General features: G+C 62.3%; 18 protein-coding genes. 1 reads left to right on the forward strand and 17 read right to left on the reverse strand.

Features of this window, described 5'->3' with window-relative positions:
* Nucleotides 1-6 precede the first annotated feature (6 nt).
* Nucleotides 7-339: a hypothetical protein gene (locus tag PSH81_RS20415; protein ID WP_192300692.1), complete on the forward strand. Its 333-nt coding sequence runs from the start codon at nt 7-9 to the stop codon at nt 337-339.
* Between the two features lie 62 nt (nt 340-401).
* Here PSH81_RS20415 and PSH81_RS20420 read toward each other — a convergent pair whose 3' ends face one another.
* The 17 genes from PSH81_RS20420 to fabD form a co-directional block, all read right to left on the reverse strand.
* A complete protein-coding gene (locus PSH81_RS20420; RefSeq protein ID WP_305391386.1) occupies nt 402-1,307 on the reverse strand; it encodes a PfkB family carbohydrate kinase in 906 nt (301 codons plus the stop codon).
* A complete protein-coding gene (locus PSH81_RS20425) occupies nt 1,300-2,766 on the reverse strand; it encodes a cytosine permease (protein ID WP_226457563.1) in 1,467 nt (488 codons plus the stop codon). Before PSH81_RS20425 ends, PSH81_RS20420 begins: the two co-directional genes overlap by 8 nt.
* Nucleotides 2,767-2,855: 89 nt before the next feature.
* On the reverse strand, nt 2,856-3,857 hold the full coding sequence (locus PSH81_RS20430; RefSeq protein WP_305391387.1) for an ADP-ribosylglycohydrolase family protein: 1,002 nt from the start codon (nt 3,855-3,857) through the stop codon (nt 2,856-2,858).
* Nucleotides 3,854-4,567, reverse strand: coding sequence for a GntR family transcriptional regulator (locus PSH81_RS20435; protein WP_305391388.1), 714 nt, complete (start codon nt 4,565-4,567; stop codon nt 3,854-3,856). The genes PSH81_RS20430 and PSH81_RS20435 overlap by 4 nt, the downstream gene beginning before the upstream one ends.
* Before the next feature lie 70 nt (nt 4,568-4,637).
* On the reverse strand, nt 4,638-5,198 hold the full coding sequence (locus PSH81_RS20440) for a DUF1285 domain-containing protein (protein ID WP_305391389.1): 561 nt from the start codon (nt 5,196-5,198) through the stop codon (nt 4,638-4,640).
* A 16-nt stretch (nt 5,199-5,214) separates the two neighbouring features.
* A complete protein-coding gene (locus PSH81_RS20445) occupies nt 5,215-5,820 on the reverse strand; it encodes a DUF4823 domain-containing protein (protein ID WP_192300686.1) in 606 nt (201 codons plus the stop codon).
* A gap of 218 nt (nt 5,821-6,038) precedes the next feature.
* A complete protein-coding gene (locus tag PSH81_RS20450; protein WP_192300685.1) occupies nt 6,039-7,007 on the reverse strand; it encodes a GTP 3',8-cyclase MoaA in 969 nt (322 codons plus the stop codon).
* 115 nt (nt 7,008-7,122) lie between these two features.
* On the reverse strand, nt 7,123-7,776 hold the full coding sequence (locus PSH81_RS20455; protein ID WP_192300684.1) for a TetR/AcrR family transcriptional regulator: 654 nt from the start codon (nt 7,774-7,776) through the stop codon (nt 7,123-7,125).
* Between the two features lie 429 nt (nt 7,777-8,205).
* Nucleotides 8,206-8,991, reverse strand: a complete 786-nt coding sequence (locus PSH81_RS20460; protein ID WP_226457560.1) for a TatD family hydrolase — start codon at nt 8,989-8,991, stop codon at nt 8,206-8,208.
* Nucleotides 8,992-9,055: 64 nt separating this feature from the next.
* On the reverse strand, nt 9,056-10,045 hold the full coding sequence (locus PSH81_RS20465; protein ID WP_305391390.1) for a DNA polymerase III subunit delta': 990 nt from the start codon (nt 10,043-10,045) through the stop codon (nt 9,056-9,058).
* On the reverse strand, nt 10,038-10,670 hold the full coding sequence (tmk, locus tag PSH81_RS20470; RefSeq protein ID WP_192300681.1) for a dTMP kinase: 633 nt from the start codon (nt 10,668-10,670) through the stop codon (nt 10,038-10,040). Before tmk ends, PSH81_RS20465 begins: the two co-directional genes overlap by 8 nt.
* A 19-nt stretch (nt 10,671-10,689) precedes the next feature.
* The gene (gene mltG, locus PSH81_RS20475) at nt 10,690-11,790 is read right to left on the reverse strand and encodes an endolytic transglycosylase MltG (RefSeq protein WP_305391391.1); all 1,101 of its coding nucleotides are present in this window, start codon (nt 11,788-11,790) and stop codon (nt 10,690-10,692) included.
* 1 nt (nt 11,791) lies between these two features.
* Nucleotides 11,792-12,607 (reverse strand): aminodeoxychorismate lyase, encoded by an 816-nt coding sequence (gene pabC / locus PSH81_RS20480; protein WP_305391392.1) that lies wholly within the window; start codon nt 12,605-12,607, stop codon nt 11,792-11,794.
* The gene (gene fabF, locus PSH81_RS20485; RefSeq protein WP_192300678.1) at nt 12,607-13,851 is read right to left on the reverse strand and encodes a beta-ketoacyl-ACP synthase II; all 1,245 of its coding nucleotides are present in this window, start codon (nt 13,849-13,851) and stop codon (nt 12,607-12,609) included. The genes pabC and fabF overlap by 1 nt, the downstream gene beginning before the upstream one ends.
* A gap of 125 nt (nt 13,852-13,976) precedes the next feature.
* Nucleotides 13,977-14,213 carry an acyl carrier protein gene (gene acpP, locus PSH81_RS20490; RefSeq protein WP_003175607.1) on the reverse strand — a complete coding sequence of 79 codons (237 nt, stop codon included), beginning with the start codon at nt 14,211-14,213 and terminating at the stop codon, nt 13,977-13,979.
* 192 nt (nt 14,214-14,405) lie between these two features.
* Nucleotides 14,406-15,149 (reverse strand): 3-oxoacyl-ACP reductase FabG, encoded by a 744-nt coding sequence (gene fabG / locus PSH81_RS20495; RefSeq protein ID WP_192300677.1) that lies wholly within the window; start codon nt 15,147-15,149, stop codon nt 14,406-14,408.
* Between the two features lie 19 nt (nt 15,150-15,168).
* A complete protein-coding gene (fabD, locus tag PSH81_RS20500; RefSeq protein ID WP_021491483.1) occupies nt 15,169-16,107 on the reverse strand; it encodes an ACP S-malonyltransferase in 939 nt (312 codons plus the stop codon).
* Nucleotides 16,108-16,160: the final 53 nt, after the last annotated feature.

Here is a 16,160-nt window from a genome sequence, read left to right on the forward strand (position 1 = left end):
TCCCTCATGAAGCATTCCAAGTTGGCTGCCCTCGCCTTTGCAGGCCTGTTGTCGTCGGTTTCGCTGAGCGGTTTTGCGGCCACCTCGTCCACCGGCACGAGCACCCCTGACGCGACCACCGAGTCCCAGAAATCCATGGGCACGGGGCTGCAAATCAACAATGGGGCGGTGATCGAAAACTCCAACGGCGCCGACCCGCACACCAAGGGGCACGACGCGGAACGCCAGGCGCCAACTGCGGTGGGCAATGGCAAGATGGGCCCCTCGGTGAACGAGCCGACGATCAACAAAGGCGATGACTCCAACCTGCCGGGCGCGCCGAAACAGCCTGCGCCGTAGAAGGCATGTTCCGAAACCCAATGTGGCAGGGCGCTTACCTCCTGCCACATTTTTGCCGCGGTTCAGCGCGCCAATAGCGCGTCGACCTCGGCGGTGCCAGGAGAAGTGGCCGGGCCCCAGCGTGTCACGGCCAAGGCTGCCGCAGCGTTCGCACGGCGCGCCGCCTGGACGGGTGCGAGGCCATTGGCCAAGCCTGCGATAAACACCCCAGCATGGGCATCGCCCGCTCCGTTGCTGTCCACCGCCGTCACCTTGAAGCCCGGCACATGTTCGGCATTCACCCAGCAGCCATTCGGGCCATCGCGCACCACCCGCAATGCGCCCTCGGGCAGATGCCGTTGCAAGGCGTTCAAGGCCTGCGCCAACGTAGCCGCACCAGTAAACGCCAACACCTCCGGACCATTGCTGGTCCAGATGTCGATACGCGGCAGCAACGCTGCCATCAGCGGCGACTCCGGCGCCTTGACCAGCGGGCCCGGATCGAACACCACGGTGATCTCACGCGGCAGCGCCAACAGCCAATCGAGCAACGCCTGGGCCTTGCCTTCGAGCAACAGGCTGTAACCGCTGACATAGACATAATCGTCCGCCTGCGGGACAACCCGCGCCAAATCCTCGGCCGTCAACTCGCCCTCGGCACCGAGATGGGAAATGAACGTGCGTTCGGTCGTCGCCTCGGTCAGTGACACACACAAGCCCGTGTCTTTATCGGGGCTGGCGGCCTGGGCCATCTCGACACCTTCGGCCTGCATCGCCGCGCGGGCCAAGTCACCAAAGCGCCCGTTGCCGTGGCGCCCCAGATACACCACCGGCAAGCCGTTGCGCCGTGCCGCCGCCATCACATTGAAACCACCGCCGGCTTCGAAACTGGCAGATTGTGCCAACACGTCACCGCCAGTCGCGGGCAAGGTTTCCAGGGCCATGACCAGATCGACAATGACCTGGCCGGTGTGCAGCAATCTAGACATGACGACGCTCGACTAACGCCGGGCGACGGTCGGATGCGCCGCCCAGTACGGCATAAATCCCGCCGGCCACCAGGAAGGTGACGATCCAGCCCAAGCCGTTGTGGCCCAGCCAGGAGTCGGACAAAGGCCCGGCGAACCAGATGTTTTCGGCGGTGGTGCCGATGGTGGTAAAGCTGAAACCCAGCACGATCGCCACGGCCCAGGCACCAAACGCGCGCCATTCCACGCCGCCGCGGTACCAATAGGCACTGCTCGGGCTGACGTCCAGCAGGTCATTGGCGCTGTAGTGGTGACGGTGGATCAGGTCGACCACGAAGATCCCGACCCACGCGGTGATCGGTACCGCCAACAGCGAAATGAAGGTGATGAACGGGCCGTAGAAGCTGTCGGCGATCAGCATGAAGTAGATCGAGCCGGCGAAGATCGCCACGATGTCGACGATCACTGCGTGCACGCGCTTGACCTTCAAGCCGAGGGTCAAGGTGGTGAGGCCCGCCGAGTACACCGAGAGGTTGTTCGACAGCAGCAGCCCGCCGAACGCGGTGATCAGGTACGGCACGGCCATCCAGGTCGGCAACATGTCGCGGATCGCGATGATCGGGTCGGTGGCCGAGGCCAGGTCGTTGTTGCCCACCGAGAGCAGGCCGCCGAGGGTGATCAGCAGCACCAGCGGGATGCCCGCGCCAAACGCGGCCGAGGCCACCAGGCGCACGGCCTTGACGCTGCGGTGCTGGTATCGCGACATGTCGGCGCCGGCATTGGCCCAGCCGATACCCGTGCCGGCGGCCATGGTGCCGACGCCGATGATCATCGCGCTCAGCGGCGCCGGCGTAGCGTTGAACACCGCGCTCCAGTCGATGGTGGCGCAGAGGAAGCCGCCCACCAGGATATTCAGGGCGCCGAACACGTAGGTCGCCCACTTCTGGATCACCAGCAAGGTGGCGTGACCGAGGCCGGATACCGACAGGGTCAGCAGCACGAAGATGGCGATGAATACTAGCGTCAGAACCGGTGCGCTTTTCGCCTCGACCGGCGAGCCGAACAGGATCGAGCACAACGACAGCAGCACGAACGCGGCTGTGGTGGTGTTCACGGTTTCCCAGCCCAGGCGCGACATCAGCGAGACCAGCGTCGGGCCGATGTTGCCGCGCACACCGAAGATCGCCCGGGACAAGGTCAGGCTCGGCGCACGGCCACGTCGACCGGCGATGGAGATGATGCCCACCACCGCGAACGAACCGGCCGCGCCGAGGATCGCGACGATGATTGCCTGCCAGATGGCCAGGCCGCGAAACGCCACCAGCGTCGCTCCCAGCGGCAGGCCGAGGATGCTGATATTGGCGGCGAACCAGACCCAGAACAGTTGCAGCGGATGGCCGTTGCACTCGCCTTCCGGAACCGGTTCGATGCCACGTGTTTCCAATTGCCCGGCGCTTTGGCCGCTAGGGGTGCTGCTCATGAAGGATGCTCCTGCTGCCTGTGTTGTTGTGGTTGTGGCAAGTGTTCCATGCAGTCGATCAACTGTGGGAGCGGGTGGATCTGTGCCAGTCAGCGCATGGCGAGTAGTGCCTGGACCAGTGGCTGCAAGTCCAGACCATTGACCCGCTTGACCTGCTCGACCATCGCCTGTGGCCAGCACTGCATGCCCAGGCAGGCACCCAGCATGGCGCCGAGAATCGCGGCGATGGTATCGGTGTCGCCGCCCAGGCTGGCAGCCAGGCACAAGGCTTCAAACGCGCTCATGTCGCCCACCGCCACTTGCTGCGCGAGGGCGAACGAGACCACCACCGACTCCTGGGATGCGACGGAGGTGCCGATCAATTCGTAGAGCAAATCGGCAAACAGCGCTTTGTCGCCACTGCCGACACTCAGGGTGCGCGCCCAACTGATGCGGGTGGACATGCGTCCTCCGGCAATCCAGTGACCATGGCTTTGCGCCTGCTGGGCGATCTGGGTGCCGATGTTCAGTGCTTCGCCCAAATCCACGCCGTTGATCCCGGCCGAGACCACCGCCGCCACCGCCGCCGCGCTGGAGATGCCCAGGCTGGTGTTGTGGGTGACCTGGCACGCCTGGATCACAGCCTGGATAAACCGCGTCGGATCGCTGACATCAGCGGCGATACCGACCGGAGTGATGCGCATCGCGGCACCGTTGGTGGTGCCATAACGCCCGGACTCCTGCGGGGTGTGACCGGCGAGGATCATGTCGATCGCACGTTTGGTCGATGGGCCGAGCAAGTCCTGGGAACCCTTGGCGCGCATCCGCGCTTCCCACGCGATCAAGCGCTTGGCCAGCACGGTGGGCTCGATGGTGCCTCGGCCTTCGACCAGCAGCTCACCGACCAGAATCGCCTGCTCGGTGTCATCGGTGATGGAACCGGCGGGCATGTTCGGCGCGATGGGCTGGTTGGCGTCGGCATCTTCCAGGGTGGTGATCGCACCGAAGCGTGCGCGCACCTGTTCGCGGCTCAGGGACTGGGTGGGCATGCCCAGGGCATCGCCCAAGGCCAGGCCGTAGAAGGCGCCGAGCGCGCGGTTGAGCGGGGTCATTTCGGGTTTCCAAATTGCAGATGCAGGCGAAAGTGCAGCGGGTCAAGCAAGCTTTCAACGTATTCCATAAAGCGCTCGCGACGGTCGTAGGTGGTGCGCGACGCCTTGAGAAACACGCTACCGCTGGGGCGACCGAGCAGCTCGGCGTCGCTGTCACTGAGGGGCTCGGCGCCGATCCATTGGTCACCTTCGGCGCCGACAAAGCCGTAGGCTGCCAGGGTGATGGTCAGGGAGTTCTCGATCAGACCGACTTCCGGCAGGCTCTCAAGGCCACCGGAAGCCGGCATCAGCGAACGTTCCAGGGACACGGCGGTACCGTCTGACGTGCGCCGGCGGCGGTCGAGAGCAATGAATTGCTCGGTGCCGAAGCGGCTGAACAGGTCCGGGCGGCTCACGGCCTCGAACCGCAGGACGTCGGTGCTCACCTGCGCCCCGGTGTCCGCCAGGGCTTGTGCCCAGCCGCTGCGCTGGTCGAGCATCATGCCGTCAAAGGTAACGATGGAGCCGACGCCGCTCTGGGTCGCAATGTAATGACGTCGCTTGAGCTCGGCCAGCGCCTCGCGCAGGGTGCCCCGGCTGACGGCGAACTCTTCGGCCAGTTGATGCTCACCCGGGAGCAGGAAACCGTCGGCCATCACCCCACCCTCGATACGGCGGATGAGCTCGTCGACGACGCGTTTTTTCTTATCAAATCGAACATGTCTAATCATGTACAAATTCATACCCGAAAGCGCCCGCTGTCAGCAAGCGAATTATTTTAGGAGGATGAAAAAGCCAGCCTCAGGGTTCCAGGCCAATCCTGAAGAATTCCCCGCCACTCCAGACGCCCAGCCAGTTCTGACCGTTGATCGGACGGCTGACCGCCAGTTCGACCAATTGGTAGAACACATTGCGATGCACGAGGGCTTCGAGGTTGGTGCGCACCCGCAGATAGGGTGACGGTTCCTGGGTGACTGGGTCAATGACCACCCGCAGCGGGTGCTCGAGGCCGGCATCGATCTGCTCGTCGACATTGGTGGTAAAGCGCAGCACCTGGCTTTCGCCCTGCCCTTCGACGTCAAGCGTCAGCGCAACGAACGGCGCATCATCGACGCGGATGCCGACTTTTTCCACGGGAGTGACCAGAAAGTACTCATCGCCATCGCGGCGGATGATATTGGAGAACAGCATGACCATCGGCTTACGCCCGATCGGCGTGCCCTGGTAGAACCAGGTGCCGTCGCGGGCGATGCGCATGTCGATATGGCCGCAGAACTCCGGGTTCCATAGGTGCACTGGCGCCGGTCCCTTGCCCTTGGGCAGTTGGGCCAACAGATCATTGGCCTTGGCGGAATCGGTCATGGGCTGCTCCTGTGTCTTATTGATCGCTCATGCCCAGCAGGCTGCGGGCGTACTGCGCCAGGGGGCGGGCGATCAGATCCTGGGGTCGGTTGTCGTGGAACGTCAGTAAACCGCCACGGCTGCGAATCCGCACAGTATCAATCAAATACTGGGTGCTGGTCTCGATCAACATCACCTGGATCACACCGCTGTCGAGGCCGACGCGATCGAGGGCTTCCTGGTCGGCCCATTCATCGGCGTTGCCGATGCGGTCATCGGCTGCCGCGAAACGGCAATACAGCAGGTAGTGGGCCCCCGCGCCGCGCGCTTCAGTCATTGCCTGCTCGAGGCCTTCCGGCTGACGGGCGCGACGGACCATGGGGAAGTATTCGACGAAGCCGTTGAAGGCTTCTTCGGCCACCACGTTGGGACGCGGGTAGGCACTGCCCGGCGGCACAAATGCGCCTTGAGCGATAAAGACAAAGGAGTCCGGTTGCAGGCGGATCGAGTTGGTACGGCGGGTGTCGCTGTGGTCGAGCAACCCGGCGTCACTCATCTGATAGCGAGTGCCTTCGGCCATATCGCTGACGGTCATGCAACCACTCAGCGCCAACGACGCCAGCAACAAAACCAGACTACGCATCCTAATCCTCCAGAAGCCGGTGACGGAAAACCGGCGAATGGGCGTGAGATGCAGAATCCGCGCCATTCACAGACGACACAAATCAAATGTGGGAGCGGGCTTGTGTGGGAGCGGGCTTGCTCGCGAATGCGGTGTGTCAGTCAGCACATCTGTTTCTGATACACCGCATTCGCGAGCAAGCCCGCTCCCACAGGGGAATGTGGCGGAAGAATATCGGGTCAGCCGCCAATAATTTTCATGATCGTCGCACCGCCCGAGAACGCCACTTCCTGCTTATCGCCCAAGGCCTTCATCAACAGCCCTTGCAGCGCCGGCAGCGCCTGATGGCGCGGCTTGTCCAGCAGGTCGCCGACATAGTGACGGTTGCTCGACGACAGACAGCCATGCAACCAACCCGTGGACGACAGGCGCAGCCGCGAACACGTGCGGCAGAACGGCACGCTTTCGTTGGCGATCACGCCGAAGTAGCCCTTGCCTGGGATTTCATAACGCACAGCGGTGGCGTCCACCGGAGCGTTGGCTTGCAGGTATTCGTATTGTTCGCCGATCAGGCTGAGCAGCTGTTGCAGGCTGACGAATTGCTGCAGGAATGCATTGGAATCCTTGGCCAGGTGGCCCATGCGCATCAACTCGATAAAACGCAGCTCGTAACCACGCTCCAGGCAGTAGTCGAGCAGTGGCATCACCTGATCCAGGTTCTGGCCGCGCAACGGCACCATGTTGACCTTGATCTTGATCCCGGCGGCGCGGGCCTGGTCCATACCGTCGAGCACGCTGGCCAGGTCGCCGCCACGGGCGATGCTGCGGAAGGCGGCGGCGTCCAGGGTGTCGAGGGAGACGTTGATGCGCTTGATCCCGGCCTCCACCAGCAACGGCAGTTTGCGCGCCAGCAGTTGGCCGTTGGTGGTCAGGCTGATGTCACTCAGGCCCAGCTGCCCCACCGCGCCCATGAAGGCTTCCAGTTTGGGACTGACCAGCGGCTCACCGCCGGTGATGCGCAGGCGCTCGATGCCCGCCGCTTCGATCAGGTACTCGACACCCCGCGCCATGGCCTCGGCCGAGAGTTCGTCCTGGGCAGCCACCAACCGCTTGCCATTGGGCACGCAGTAGGTACACGCATAATTGCAGGCTGAGGTCAGGCTGATCCGCAAATTGCGAAAACGCCTGCCTTGACGATCAACGATCATGGATCACTCCGGCAGAGGATGATTCGGGCGCGCTAAAAGCTGACTTAAAAATCAGCTTTTAGCAAGAGTCCTTGCCTGAGTATATTCCTGGGGTACTACGCGTGGCAGCAAATCATTAGCTGGCGGGCGTTTCAGCGGGCGGCAGTTCGGTGCTGTGCTTGCGCTTGTTGCCCATGCGCACGCCGATGTCCATCAGGAACTGGAAGAAACCTTCCTGATCTTCCAACACATTGCTCCAGAATGGCGAGTGGTACAGCGCCACGGCACCATGCACCAACGCCCAGGCGGCGCAGTAGTGGAAATACGGCGGTACGTCTTCAAGCTTGCCTTCGCTGATGCGGCCCTTGATCAACAGGGTCAGGCGTTCGAAGTTCGAGGCGCGGATCTTGTGCAGTTCCTCGACCATTTCCGGCACCTGATGGCCCTTGACCACCTTTTCTTCCAGGCGGTCGAACAGGCGATAACGCTGCGGGTCGCGCATGCGGAACTCGAAGTAGGCGCGGGACAGGGCTTCCTTGTCCTTGTCCACATCGGCCGAATGCAGCAGCTCGTTCAAGTCGCGCTCGTAATCGAGCATCAGGCGCAGGTAGATCTCGGCCTTGGACTTGAAGTGTTTGTAGATCGTGCCTTTGCCGATACCCACGGCATCCGCGATCATCTCGACGGTGACGCTGTCTTCACCTTGTTCGAGGAACAGCTTGAGCGCGGTGTCGAGAATTTCCTGCTCACGGCGGCGAAACTCACGGACCTTACGGGGTTCTTTGTGCATGAGGAAGAGGTCTGCAGAGGTGACTATGGGGAGGGTTGCGCAGGGCCACGCAGACGCGGCGATACGATTTACCCGGTGCGAGGGATTATCCCGACTGAACGGTCGTTGGGCAACGCCTATGTGAACCCGTCATGCACTTTAGTTTCAGCGCGCCAACGTTTTCACCGCTCTCAGTCAGAAATAATACGCACAAACTGCGCCTGTGCACCCGCGTGATGAGAACTCAAGCGAAGCGCGTGTATTCCAAATCTGTTTAAAAATCGACCAGTCACGACTGGACTGAATCAGATACTGATCAATACTTGAACTGTCGGCGTGACATCTCCCCCAAGTGACGCGCCGACCCTGGGTACCGACGGACTGCGTGCCCTGTTTTACTCCTAATGGTCTTAACCCGGATTCACCCCCCAGAACCCGGGTTTTTTTTGCCTACGATTTGACGTGGGCCAACGGGAACAGGCGCTTGAAGTTCTGCGTGGTCTGCTCGGCAAAACGCTCGTAGGACTCGCCGCGCAACATCGCCAGGTAATCCGCCACATCCCGCACGTATTCCGGCAGGTTCGGCTTGCCGCGATGGGGGATGGGCGCCAGGTACGGCGAGTCGGTCTCCACCAGCAGGCGATCGGCCGGCACTTGGCGCGCTACATCGCGCAGGGCGTCGGCGTTGCGGAAGGTGACGATACCCGACAGGGAAATGTAGAAACCCAGGTCCAGGGCCGCCTTGGCCATGTCCCAGTCTTCGGTGAAGCAATGCAGCACACCGGCCTGGGGCAACGCGGCTTCGCGCAGCAGGGCCAGGGTGTCGGCGCGGGCGCCACGGGTGTGGACGATCACCGGCTTGCCGGTCTGCTGGGCGGCCTGCAAGTGCAGGCGGAAGGAGGCCTGCTGCAATTCGGCAGCCTCGGGTTCGTAGTGGTAATCCAGACCGGTTTCGCCGATCGCCACCACACGCGGGTGATTGAGTTCGCCCAGCAACCAGTCGAGGGCCGGGGCTTCGCCGGGCTTGAGGTCCAGCGGGTGGATCCCCACCGAGCAGTCCACATCCGCATAACGCTCGGCCAGGGCTTTGACGTCGGCAGCATTGTCGGCGCTGACGCCGATGCACAGGAAGTGCCCTACCCCACGCTGGCGCGCGGCTTCGAGGGCGGCGTCAAGGGAGCCGCCGTGCTGGGCGAGGTCAAGGCGATCTAGGTGGCAATGGGAATCTACGAGCATGGGTAATTACAACTTGAGTCGCGAAAAAGGGTCTGGCCGACGATACACCCGTCGGCCACGGAAATTAACGGCGGCCGAGCAAGCCGACCCACTGCACCAGCAGCGCTTCGAGCAACAGCACGCGGTTGAGGTTGGCTTTGCCGAGCACCTTCTGGCGCTGGGCAAGAATCCAGTCCTGAATGTTGAGCACCTTGTCCTGGGAGCTTTTCTGCGCGAGGTACTGCACGACTTTGCGCATGTCCGCCAGGCCCAGGCCGTTTTCGTCCTGGGTCAACTGGTAGCGCAGGATCAGGCTCGACCAGTCGCAAAACCAGTCGAACAGCAGCAACAGCGGAATATCCTTCCAGGCCGTCTCGGCCAACTGGGTGGCGGACAGTTCCTGCTTGAGCAGTTTCTTCACCCCATCTACCACCAGCGCACGTTGTTCACGCACGCCTTGGGCCTGCAATTTCACCGCAGCCAGCGGCGAACCGGCGGCCAGGGTCAGCAATTCGCCACGCTCTTCTGCGCTGCACTCCGGCAACGCCTGGGCCAGCCACTCGAGGCTCATGGCCTCGCTCGGCAACGGGCAGGCCTGCTGTACACAACGGCTGCGGATAGTCGGCAGCAAACGACTGGACTGGTGGCTCACCAGCAGCAACACCGTATCGCCGGACGGCTCTTCCAGGCTCTTGAGCAGGGCGTTGGCGGCATTGATGTTCATCGCCTCCACCGGCTCGATCAACACGACTTTGCGCCCGCCCATCTGCGCGGTCTGCACCACGAAGCTGACGAGATCGCGCACCTGATCGACCTTGATCGCCTTGTCGGCTTCTTCAGGTTCGAGCAGGTAGTTATCCGGATGGCTGCCGGCCTTGAGCAACAGGCAGGATTTGCACTCGCCACACGCCTCCAGATTGACAGGGCGCTGGCACAACAGGCTGGCCATCAGACGCTCGGCAAGCGCGCGCTTGCCGATGCCAATCGGCCCGTGCAACAGGTAAGCGTGGGCGTGCTGGGCACGGCCGGCCAACTGTTGCCAGAGGCTGGCCTGCCACGGGTAGGCTTCAGCCACGGGCGCGCTCCAGCAACGTGGGCAGCAGGGCATCGATGGCGTGCTGCACCTGGGCCAAGGGTTGGGCAGCGTCCAGCAGGTAGTAGCGTGCAGGCTCGGCCTTGGCACGCGCGAGAAACGCGCTGCGCACCGCGTCGAAGAATGCACGGCCTTCCAGCTCGAAGCGATCCAGGCGACCACGGGCACTGGCGCGGGCCAGGCCGACTTCCACCGGCAGGTCGAATACCAGGGTCAGGTCGGGACGCAGATCGCCTTGCACGAAGGTTTCCAAGGTGGCGATGCGCGCCAGGGACAAACCGCGGCCGCCGCCCTGGTAGGCGTAGGTGGAATCGGTGAAGCGGTCGCAGATCACGACGGCACCACGGGCCAGCGCCGGGCGGATCACTTCAGCCAGATGCTGGGCGCGGGCAGCGAACACCAGCAGCAGTTCGGTATCCGGATTCATCGGCTCGTCACCCGGGGCCAGCAGCACTTCGCGGATGCGCTCGGCCAGCGGCGTGCCACCGGGCTCACGGGTCAACACCACCTCGACGCCATCAGCGCGCAAGCGCTCGGCCAGGTAATCGCGGTTGGTGCTTTTGCCGGCGCCTTCAGGGCCTTCCAGGGTAATAAACAAGCCAGTCACGGGCAGTCCTTAGTCAGAGTCATTGCAGGCTTTGCGGTTCGGCAGGCGCATCGGCCGGTGGTGTTGCGTCTTCTGCCGGCTTTGCCGCAGGCGCCGGGCTGGAGCGGTAATCGGCGCGGCGCTTGAGTTGGAACTCGCGCACGGCGGCATTATGCGCATCCAGGTCATCGGAGAAAATATGGCTGCCATCGCCACGGGCGACAAAATACAGGCTGCTGCCCGGCACCGGATTCAGCGCGGCATGGATCGCTTCGCGGCCGACCATGGCGATGGGCGTCGGCGGCAGGCCGGCAATCATGTAGGTGTTGTAGGGGTTGGCTTCCTTGAGATGGGCACGGGTCAACTTGCCGTTGTAGCGCTCACCCAGGCCATAGATCACCGTCGGGTCGGTCTGCAGCAGCATGCCGATCTTCATCCGGCGCACAAACACCCCGGCAATCTGGCCGCGCTCTTCAGGCACGCCGGTCTCCTTCTCCACCAGCGAAGCCATGATCAGCGCCTGGTAGGGCTCGGTATACGGCACATCGGCAGCCCGCTTGCTCCACTCCTGGGCGAGGACATCGTCCAAGCGGTTGTAGGCTTTTTTCAGGAACTCGACGTCGGTCATGCCGCGTACGAAACGGTAGGTGTCGGGGAAGAAGCGCCCTTCCGGAAACACGCCGGGGTGGCCAAGCTTGTCCATCACTTCGCTGTCGGTGAGGCCTGACAGGGTTTGCACGATCTTTTCATGCTTGGCCAGGGCCGAGCGTACTTGGCGGAAGTTCCAGCCCTCCACCAGAGTCAGGCTGTATTGCACCACTTCGCCACGCTGCCACAGGCCGATCAAACCTTGTGCGGTCATGCCGGGGGTCATGCGGTATTCGCCGCTGTGCAGGGGCTGGCCGTCGAGATTGAAACGCCAGTAAAGGCGCAGCCAGAAGGCGCCGTCGAGCACGCCGTCGGCTTCGAGGCGATTGAAGGTGCCGGTAGGCGTCGCCCCGGCCGGTACGTCGAGCAGCTGCTCCTGGGTCAGGTTCAGGGGCTGCTTGAGGGCAGCGTCGTATTTCCAGGCGCCATAGCCCAACAGCAAAGCCGCCGAGAACAGACCAACCAGCAGCAGTACAACCAGTTTTCGTATCAACTCAAATATCCAATAGCGCGCGAACAATGCCTTGCAGTTTACGGGTGAGCGGCCCAACCGACCAGCTCATCGCAGCGCAGGCACGCACCGGCCAGATGCCATAAACGCTGTTGCAAACGAAGACTTCATCGGCCTGCTGCAACTGTTCGATGCTGATGTCAGCCACGGCCACCGGGATGCCCAGGGTTTGCGCCTGGGCCAGAATCTCGGCGCGCATCACGCCGGCAACGCCGCAACGGGTCAGATCGGCGGTTAGTAACAAGCCGTTGCGCACCAGGAACAGGTTGCTGAATACGCCTTCAATGACCCGCCCGGACGTATCCAGCATCAAGCCTTCGGCGTGCTCGGCATCCTGCCATTCGGCGCGGGCGATCACTTGTTCCAGGCGGTTGAGGTGCTTGAGGCCGGCCAGCAGGGGCTGCTCGGCCAAGCGGGTGACGCACGGAAACAGGCGGATGCCGTCGGTTCCATGGGGCGGGGGATAGGGAGCGGGCGGACTGCCCTGCAAGATACGGCGCAGCGGCGCGCCGGGGTTGAGGCCATAACCTCGCAGGCTGTCGCCACGGGTGAGGATCAACTTGAGAACACCGTCGCCGAGGGCGGCGGCATAGGCCTGCACTTCGCTGCGAATCACACTGTGATCCGCGGCGAGAGCGAGGCGCCTGCAACCGTCTTCAAGACGCTGCAGGTGGCGGTCGAGCAGCACAGGCTGCCCAGCCTTGACGGCGATGGTCTCGAAGAGCCCATCGCCATACGCCAGGCCGCGATCTTTCAGAGGCACGCTGTCCGCTGGCTGACCGTCGACCCAGCTGTCCATCACTCGGCGAACCGGCGGAACACCAGGGAACCGTTGGTGCCACCAAAGCCGAACGAGTTGGAGATCGTCACGTCGATCGGCATCGGTTGCGGTTCATGCGGCACGAAGTTCAGATCGCAGCCCTCGTCCGGCTCATCCAGGTTGATGGTCGGCGGAGCGACCTGATCCTTGATAGCCATCACACTGAAAATCGCCTCGACCGCGCCCGCCGCACCCAACAGGTGACCGGTCATGGACTTGGTGGAACTGACCGCCAGCTTGTAGGCGTGTTCGCCGAACACCGACTTGATGGCCTCGGCTTCCGCCAGGTCGCCGGTCGGGGTCGAGGTGCCGTGGGCGTTGATGTACTGCACCTGGTCCGCATTGATCTTCGCGTCGCGCAGGGCGTTGGTGATGCAACGTGCAGCACCGGCACCGTCGGACGGTGGCGAAGTCATGTGGTAGGCGTCGCCGCTCATGCCAAAGCCGATCAGCTCGGCGTAGATGGTGGCGCCACGCGCCTTGGCGTGTTCCAACTCTTCCAGCACCAGGGCGCCGGCACCGTCGGACAGCACGAAACCATCACGGCCCTTGTCCCACGGACGGCTGGCACGGGTCGGTTCGTCGTTGCGGGTCGACAGCGCACGGGACGCGCCAAAGCCGCCCATGCCAAGGCCGCAGGCAGCCATTTCAGCGCCGCCGGCGATCATCACGTCAGCTTCGTCGTAGGCGATGTTGCGCGCCGCCATACCGATGCAATGCGTACCGGTGGTGCACGCGGTGGCGATGGCGTAGTTAGGTCCCTGTGCGCCCAAGTGGATGGACAGGAAGCCGGAAATCATATTGATGATCGAGCCCGGCACGAAGAACGGTGAAATTCGACGGGGGCCAGTATCGTGCAGGATGCGGCTGGTTTCTTCGATATTGGTCAGACCACCAATACCCGAACCCATGGCCACGCCGATGCGATCACGGTTGGCGTCGGTAACTTCCAGGCCGGCATTACGCACTGCCTGAAAACCGGCGGCCAGGCCGTATTGAATGAACAGGTCGAGTTTGCGGGACTCTTTGATCGAGAGATATTCCTCGACATTGAAACCCTTTACCGAGCCGCCAAAACGGGTGGAATAGGCAGAAAGGTCCGTATGTTCAATCAGACCAATACCACTGCGGCCAGCCAGAATGCCCTGCCAACTGCTCGGCACATCCGTACCCAGTGGCGACAACATACCCATACCGGTGACTACGACGCGTCTACGCGACACAGCACTCTCCTTTTTCTAATGACGACACTTTGCTTCAGGCTCACTTTTCGTCAGAGCTAAAGAAAAAACCGCACGCTGTAACAGCAGTGCGGTTTTTCCCAACAGCAAGCGACGACTAAAAACTATTACGCCTGATGGCTGGTAACGTAGTCGATAGCAGCTTGAACAGTAGTGATTTTTTCAGCTTCTTCGTCCGGGATTTCGGTCTCGAATTCCTCTTCCAGAGCCATCACCAGCTCAACGGTGTCAAGGGAATCGGCACCCAGGTCTTCTACGAAGGAAGCAGTGTTGACCACTTCTTCTTCTTTGACGCCCAGTTGCTCGGCAACGATTTTCTTGACGCGCTCTTCGATGGTGCTCATACCTTGTTTAACTCCTAATGGACAAATTCAGGCAGCTGGCCAGTGGGTAAGTGTATAGAAAGCCTTTTCAGCTTTTCAACTGAAAGCTTCACCCACGTACCCGGTCGGCCACCTGCCTATAAATTAAGTTGCAGCTTTATAACGGATTTTAGACAGCTCGTATGACATTTTTTTGAAGCAATCCGTCACAATTTAACTCATGTACATCCCGCCGTTAACCGGGATTGTAGCCCCAGTCACGTATGCCGCACCGTCGGATGCCAGGAAAGTGACCACATTCGCGATCTCTTGAGCCTGGCCCAGACGGCCCAGCGGAATCTGCGTCAGCAAGGCTTCACGCTGTGCTTCCGGCAGCTCGCGGGTCATATCGGTGTCGATGAACCCTGGGGCCACCGAGTTGACCGTAATCGACCGCGAACCGACTTCACGTGCCAATGCACGGCTGAAACCTTCCAGACCGGCCTTGGCGGACGCGTAGTTTACTTGGCCTGCGTTGCCCATGGCACCCACTACGGAGCCAATATTGATAATTCGGCCCCAACGCGCCTTGGTCATGCCGCGCAAAACGCCCTTGGATAGGCGAAACAGACTGTTCAGGTTGGTATCGACCACGTCGTACCACTCGTCGTCTTTCATGCGCATCATCAGGTTGTCGCGGGTAATACCGGCGTTGTTTACCAGAATAGCCGGCGCGCCGAACTGCGCAGTGATCTGGGCCAATACGGCAGCCACGGACTCATCGCTGGTCACGTTCAGCTCAAGGCCGGTGCCTTGTACGCCGTTTTCCTTCAGGGTCGCGGCGATACGCTCGGCGCCCGAAGCGGAAGTGGCGGTGCCGATCACGATGGCGCCTTGGCGACCCAGTTCGAGAGCGATGGCCTGGCCAATACCACGGCTTGCGCCAGTAACCAGTGCAACTTTACCTTGCAGACTCATGCAGGCTTCTCCTAATTCTTCAGGCCAGTGCTGCGCGAGCGGCAGCAAAGGCATCCGGGGTATTGAGGTTAGCGGTCGACACGCCGTCGGCGCAGCGCTTGTTCAGGCCGGCCAGGACTTTGCCCGGGCCGCACTCGACCAGTTCGGTGGCGCCATTGGCGGCCAGCGTCTGGACCGATTCAACCCAGCGTACCGGCTTGTAGAGCTGCTCCAGCAGGTCGCGCTTGAGGGTATCGAGGTCGGCAGCCACGGCCGCGCTGACGTTCTGCACCAGCGGGATCTGCGGCGCCTGCCAGTTGATGGCGGCGATGGACTCGGCAAAACGCTCGGCTGCCGGGCGCATCAGCTCACAGTGGGACGGCACGCTTACCGGCAACGGCAACGCACGCTTGGCACCACGAGCCTTGCAGCCTTCGATGGCGCGCTCGACTGCTGCCTTGGCACCGGCGATCACCACCTGGCCAGGGGAGTTGAAGTTCACTGCGCTGACCACTTCGCCCTGGGCCGCTTCGGCACAGGCTTCGATCACCACTGCGTCGTCCAGACCCAGGATTGCAGCCATGCCGCCCTGCCCCGCCGGAACGGCTTCTTGCATCAGTTGACCACGACGCTCGACCAGCTTGACCGCTTCACCGAGGGTCAGGCTGCCCGCCGCGACCAGGGCGCTGTATTCGCCCAGGCTGTGACCGGCAACGAATGCCGGACGCGCGCCGCCTTCGGCCAGCCACAAGCGCCACAGGGCGATCGAAGCGGTCAGGATGGCCGGCTGGGTCTTGTCGGTTTGATTGAGCTGCTCTTCCGGCCCTTGCTGGGTCAGAGCCCACAGGTCGTAACCCAGGGCATCGGAAGCTTCCTTGAAAGTGTCCAGGATCAGCGGGTATTGCGCGCCCAGCTCGGCCAACATGCCGAGGGACTGCGAACCCTGCCCTGGAAAGACGAATGCGAGGGATGTAGACATGTAACAAGCCCCTAATGATCTGGTCGTCAAAAATGAACGCGCCTACGATGGGA

The organism is Pseudomonas sp. FP2335 (genome assembly GCF_030687535.1).
Lineage (GTDB): Bacteria > Pseudomonadota > Gammaproteobacteria > Pseudomonadales > Pseudomonadaceae > Aquipseudomonas.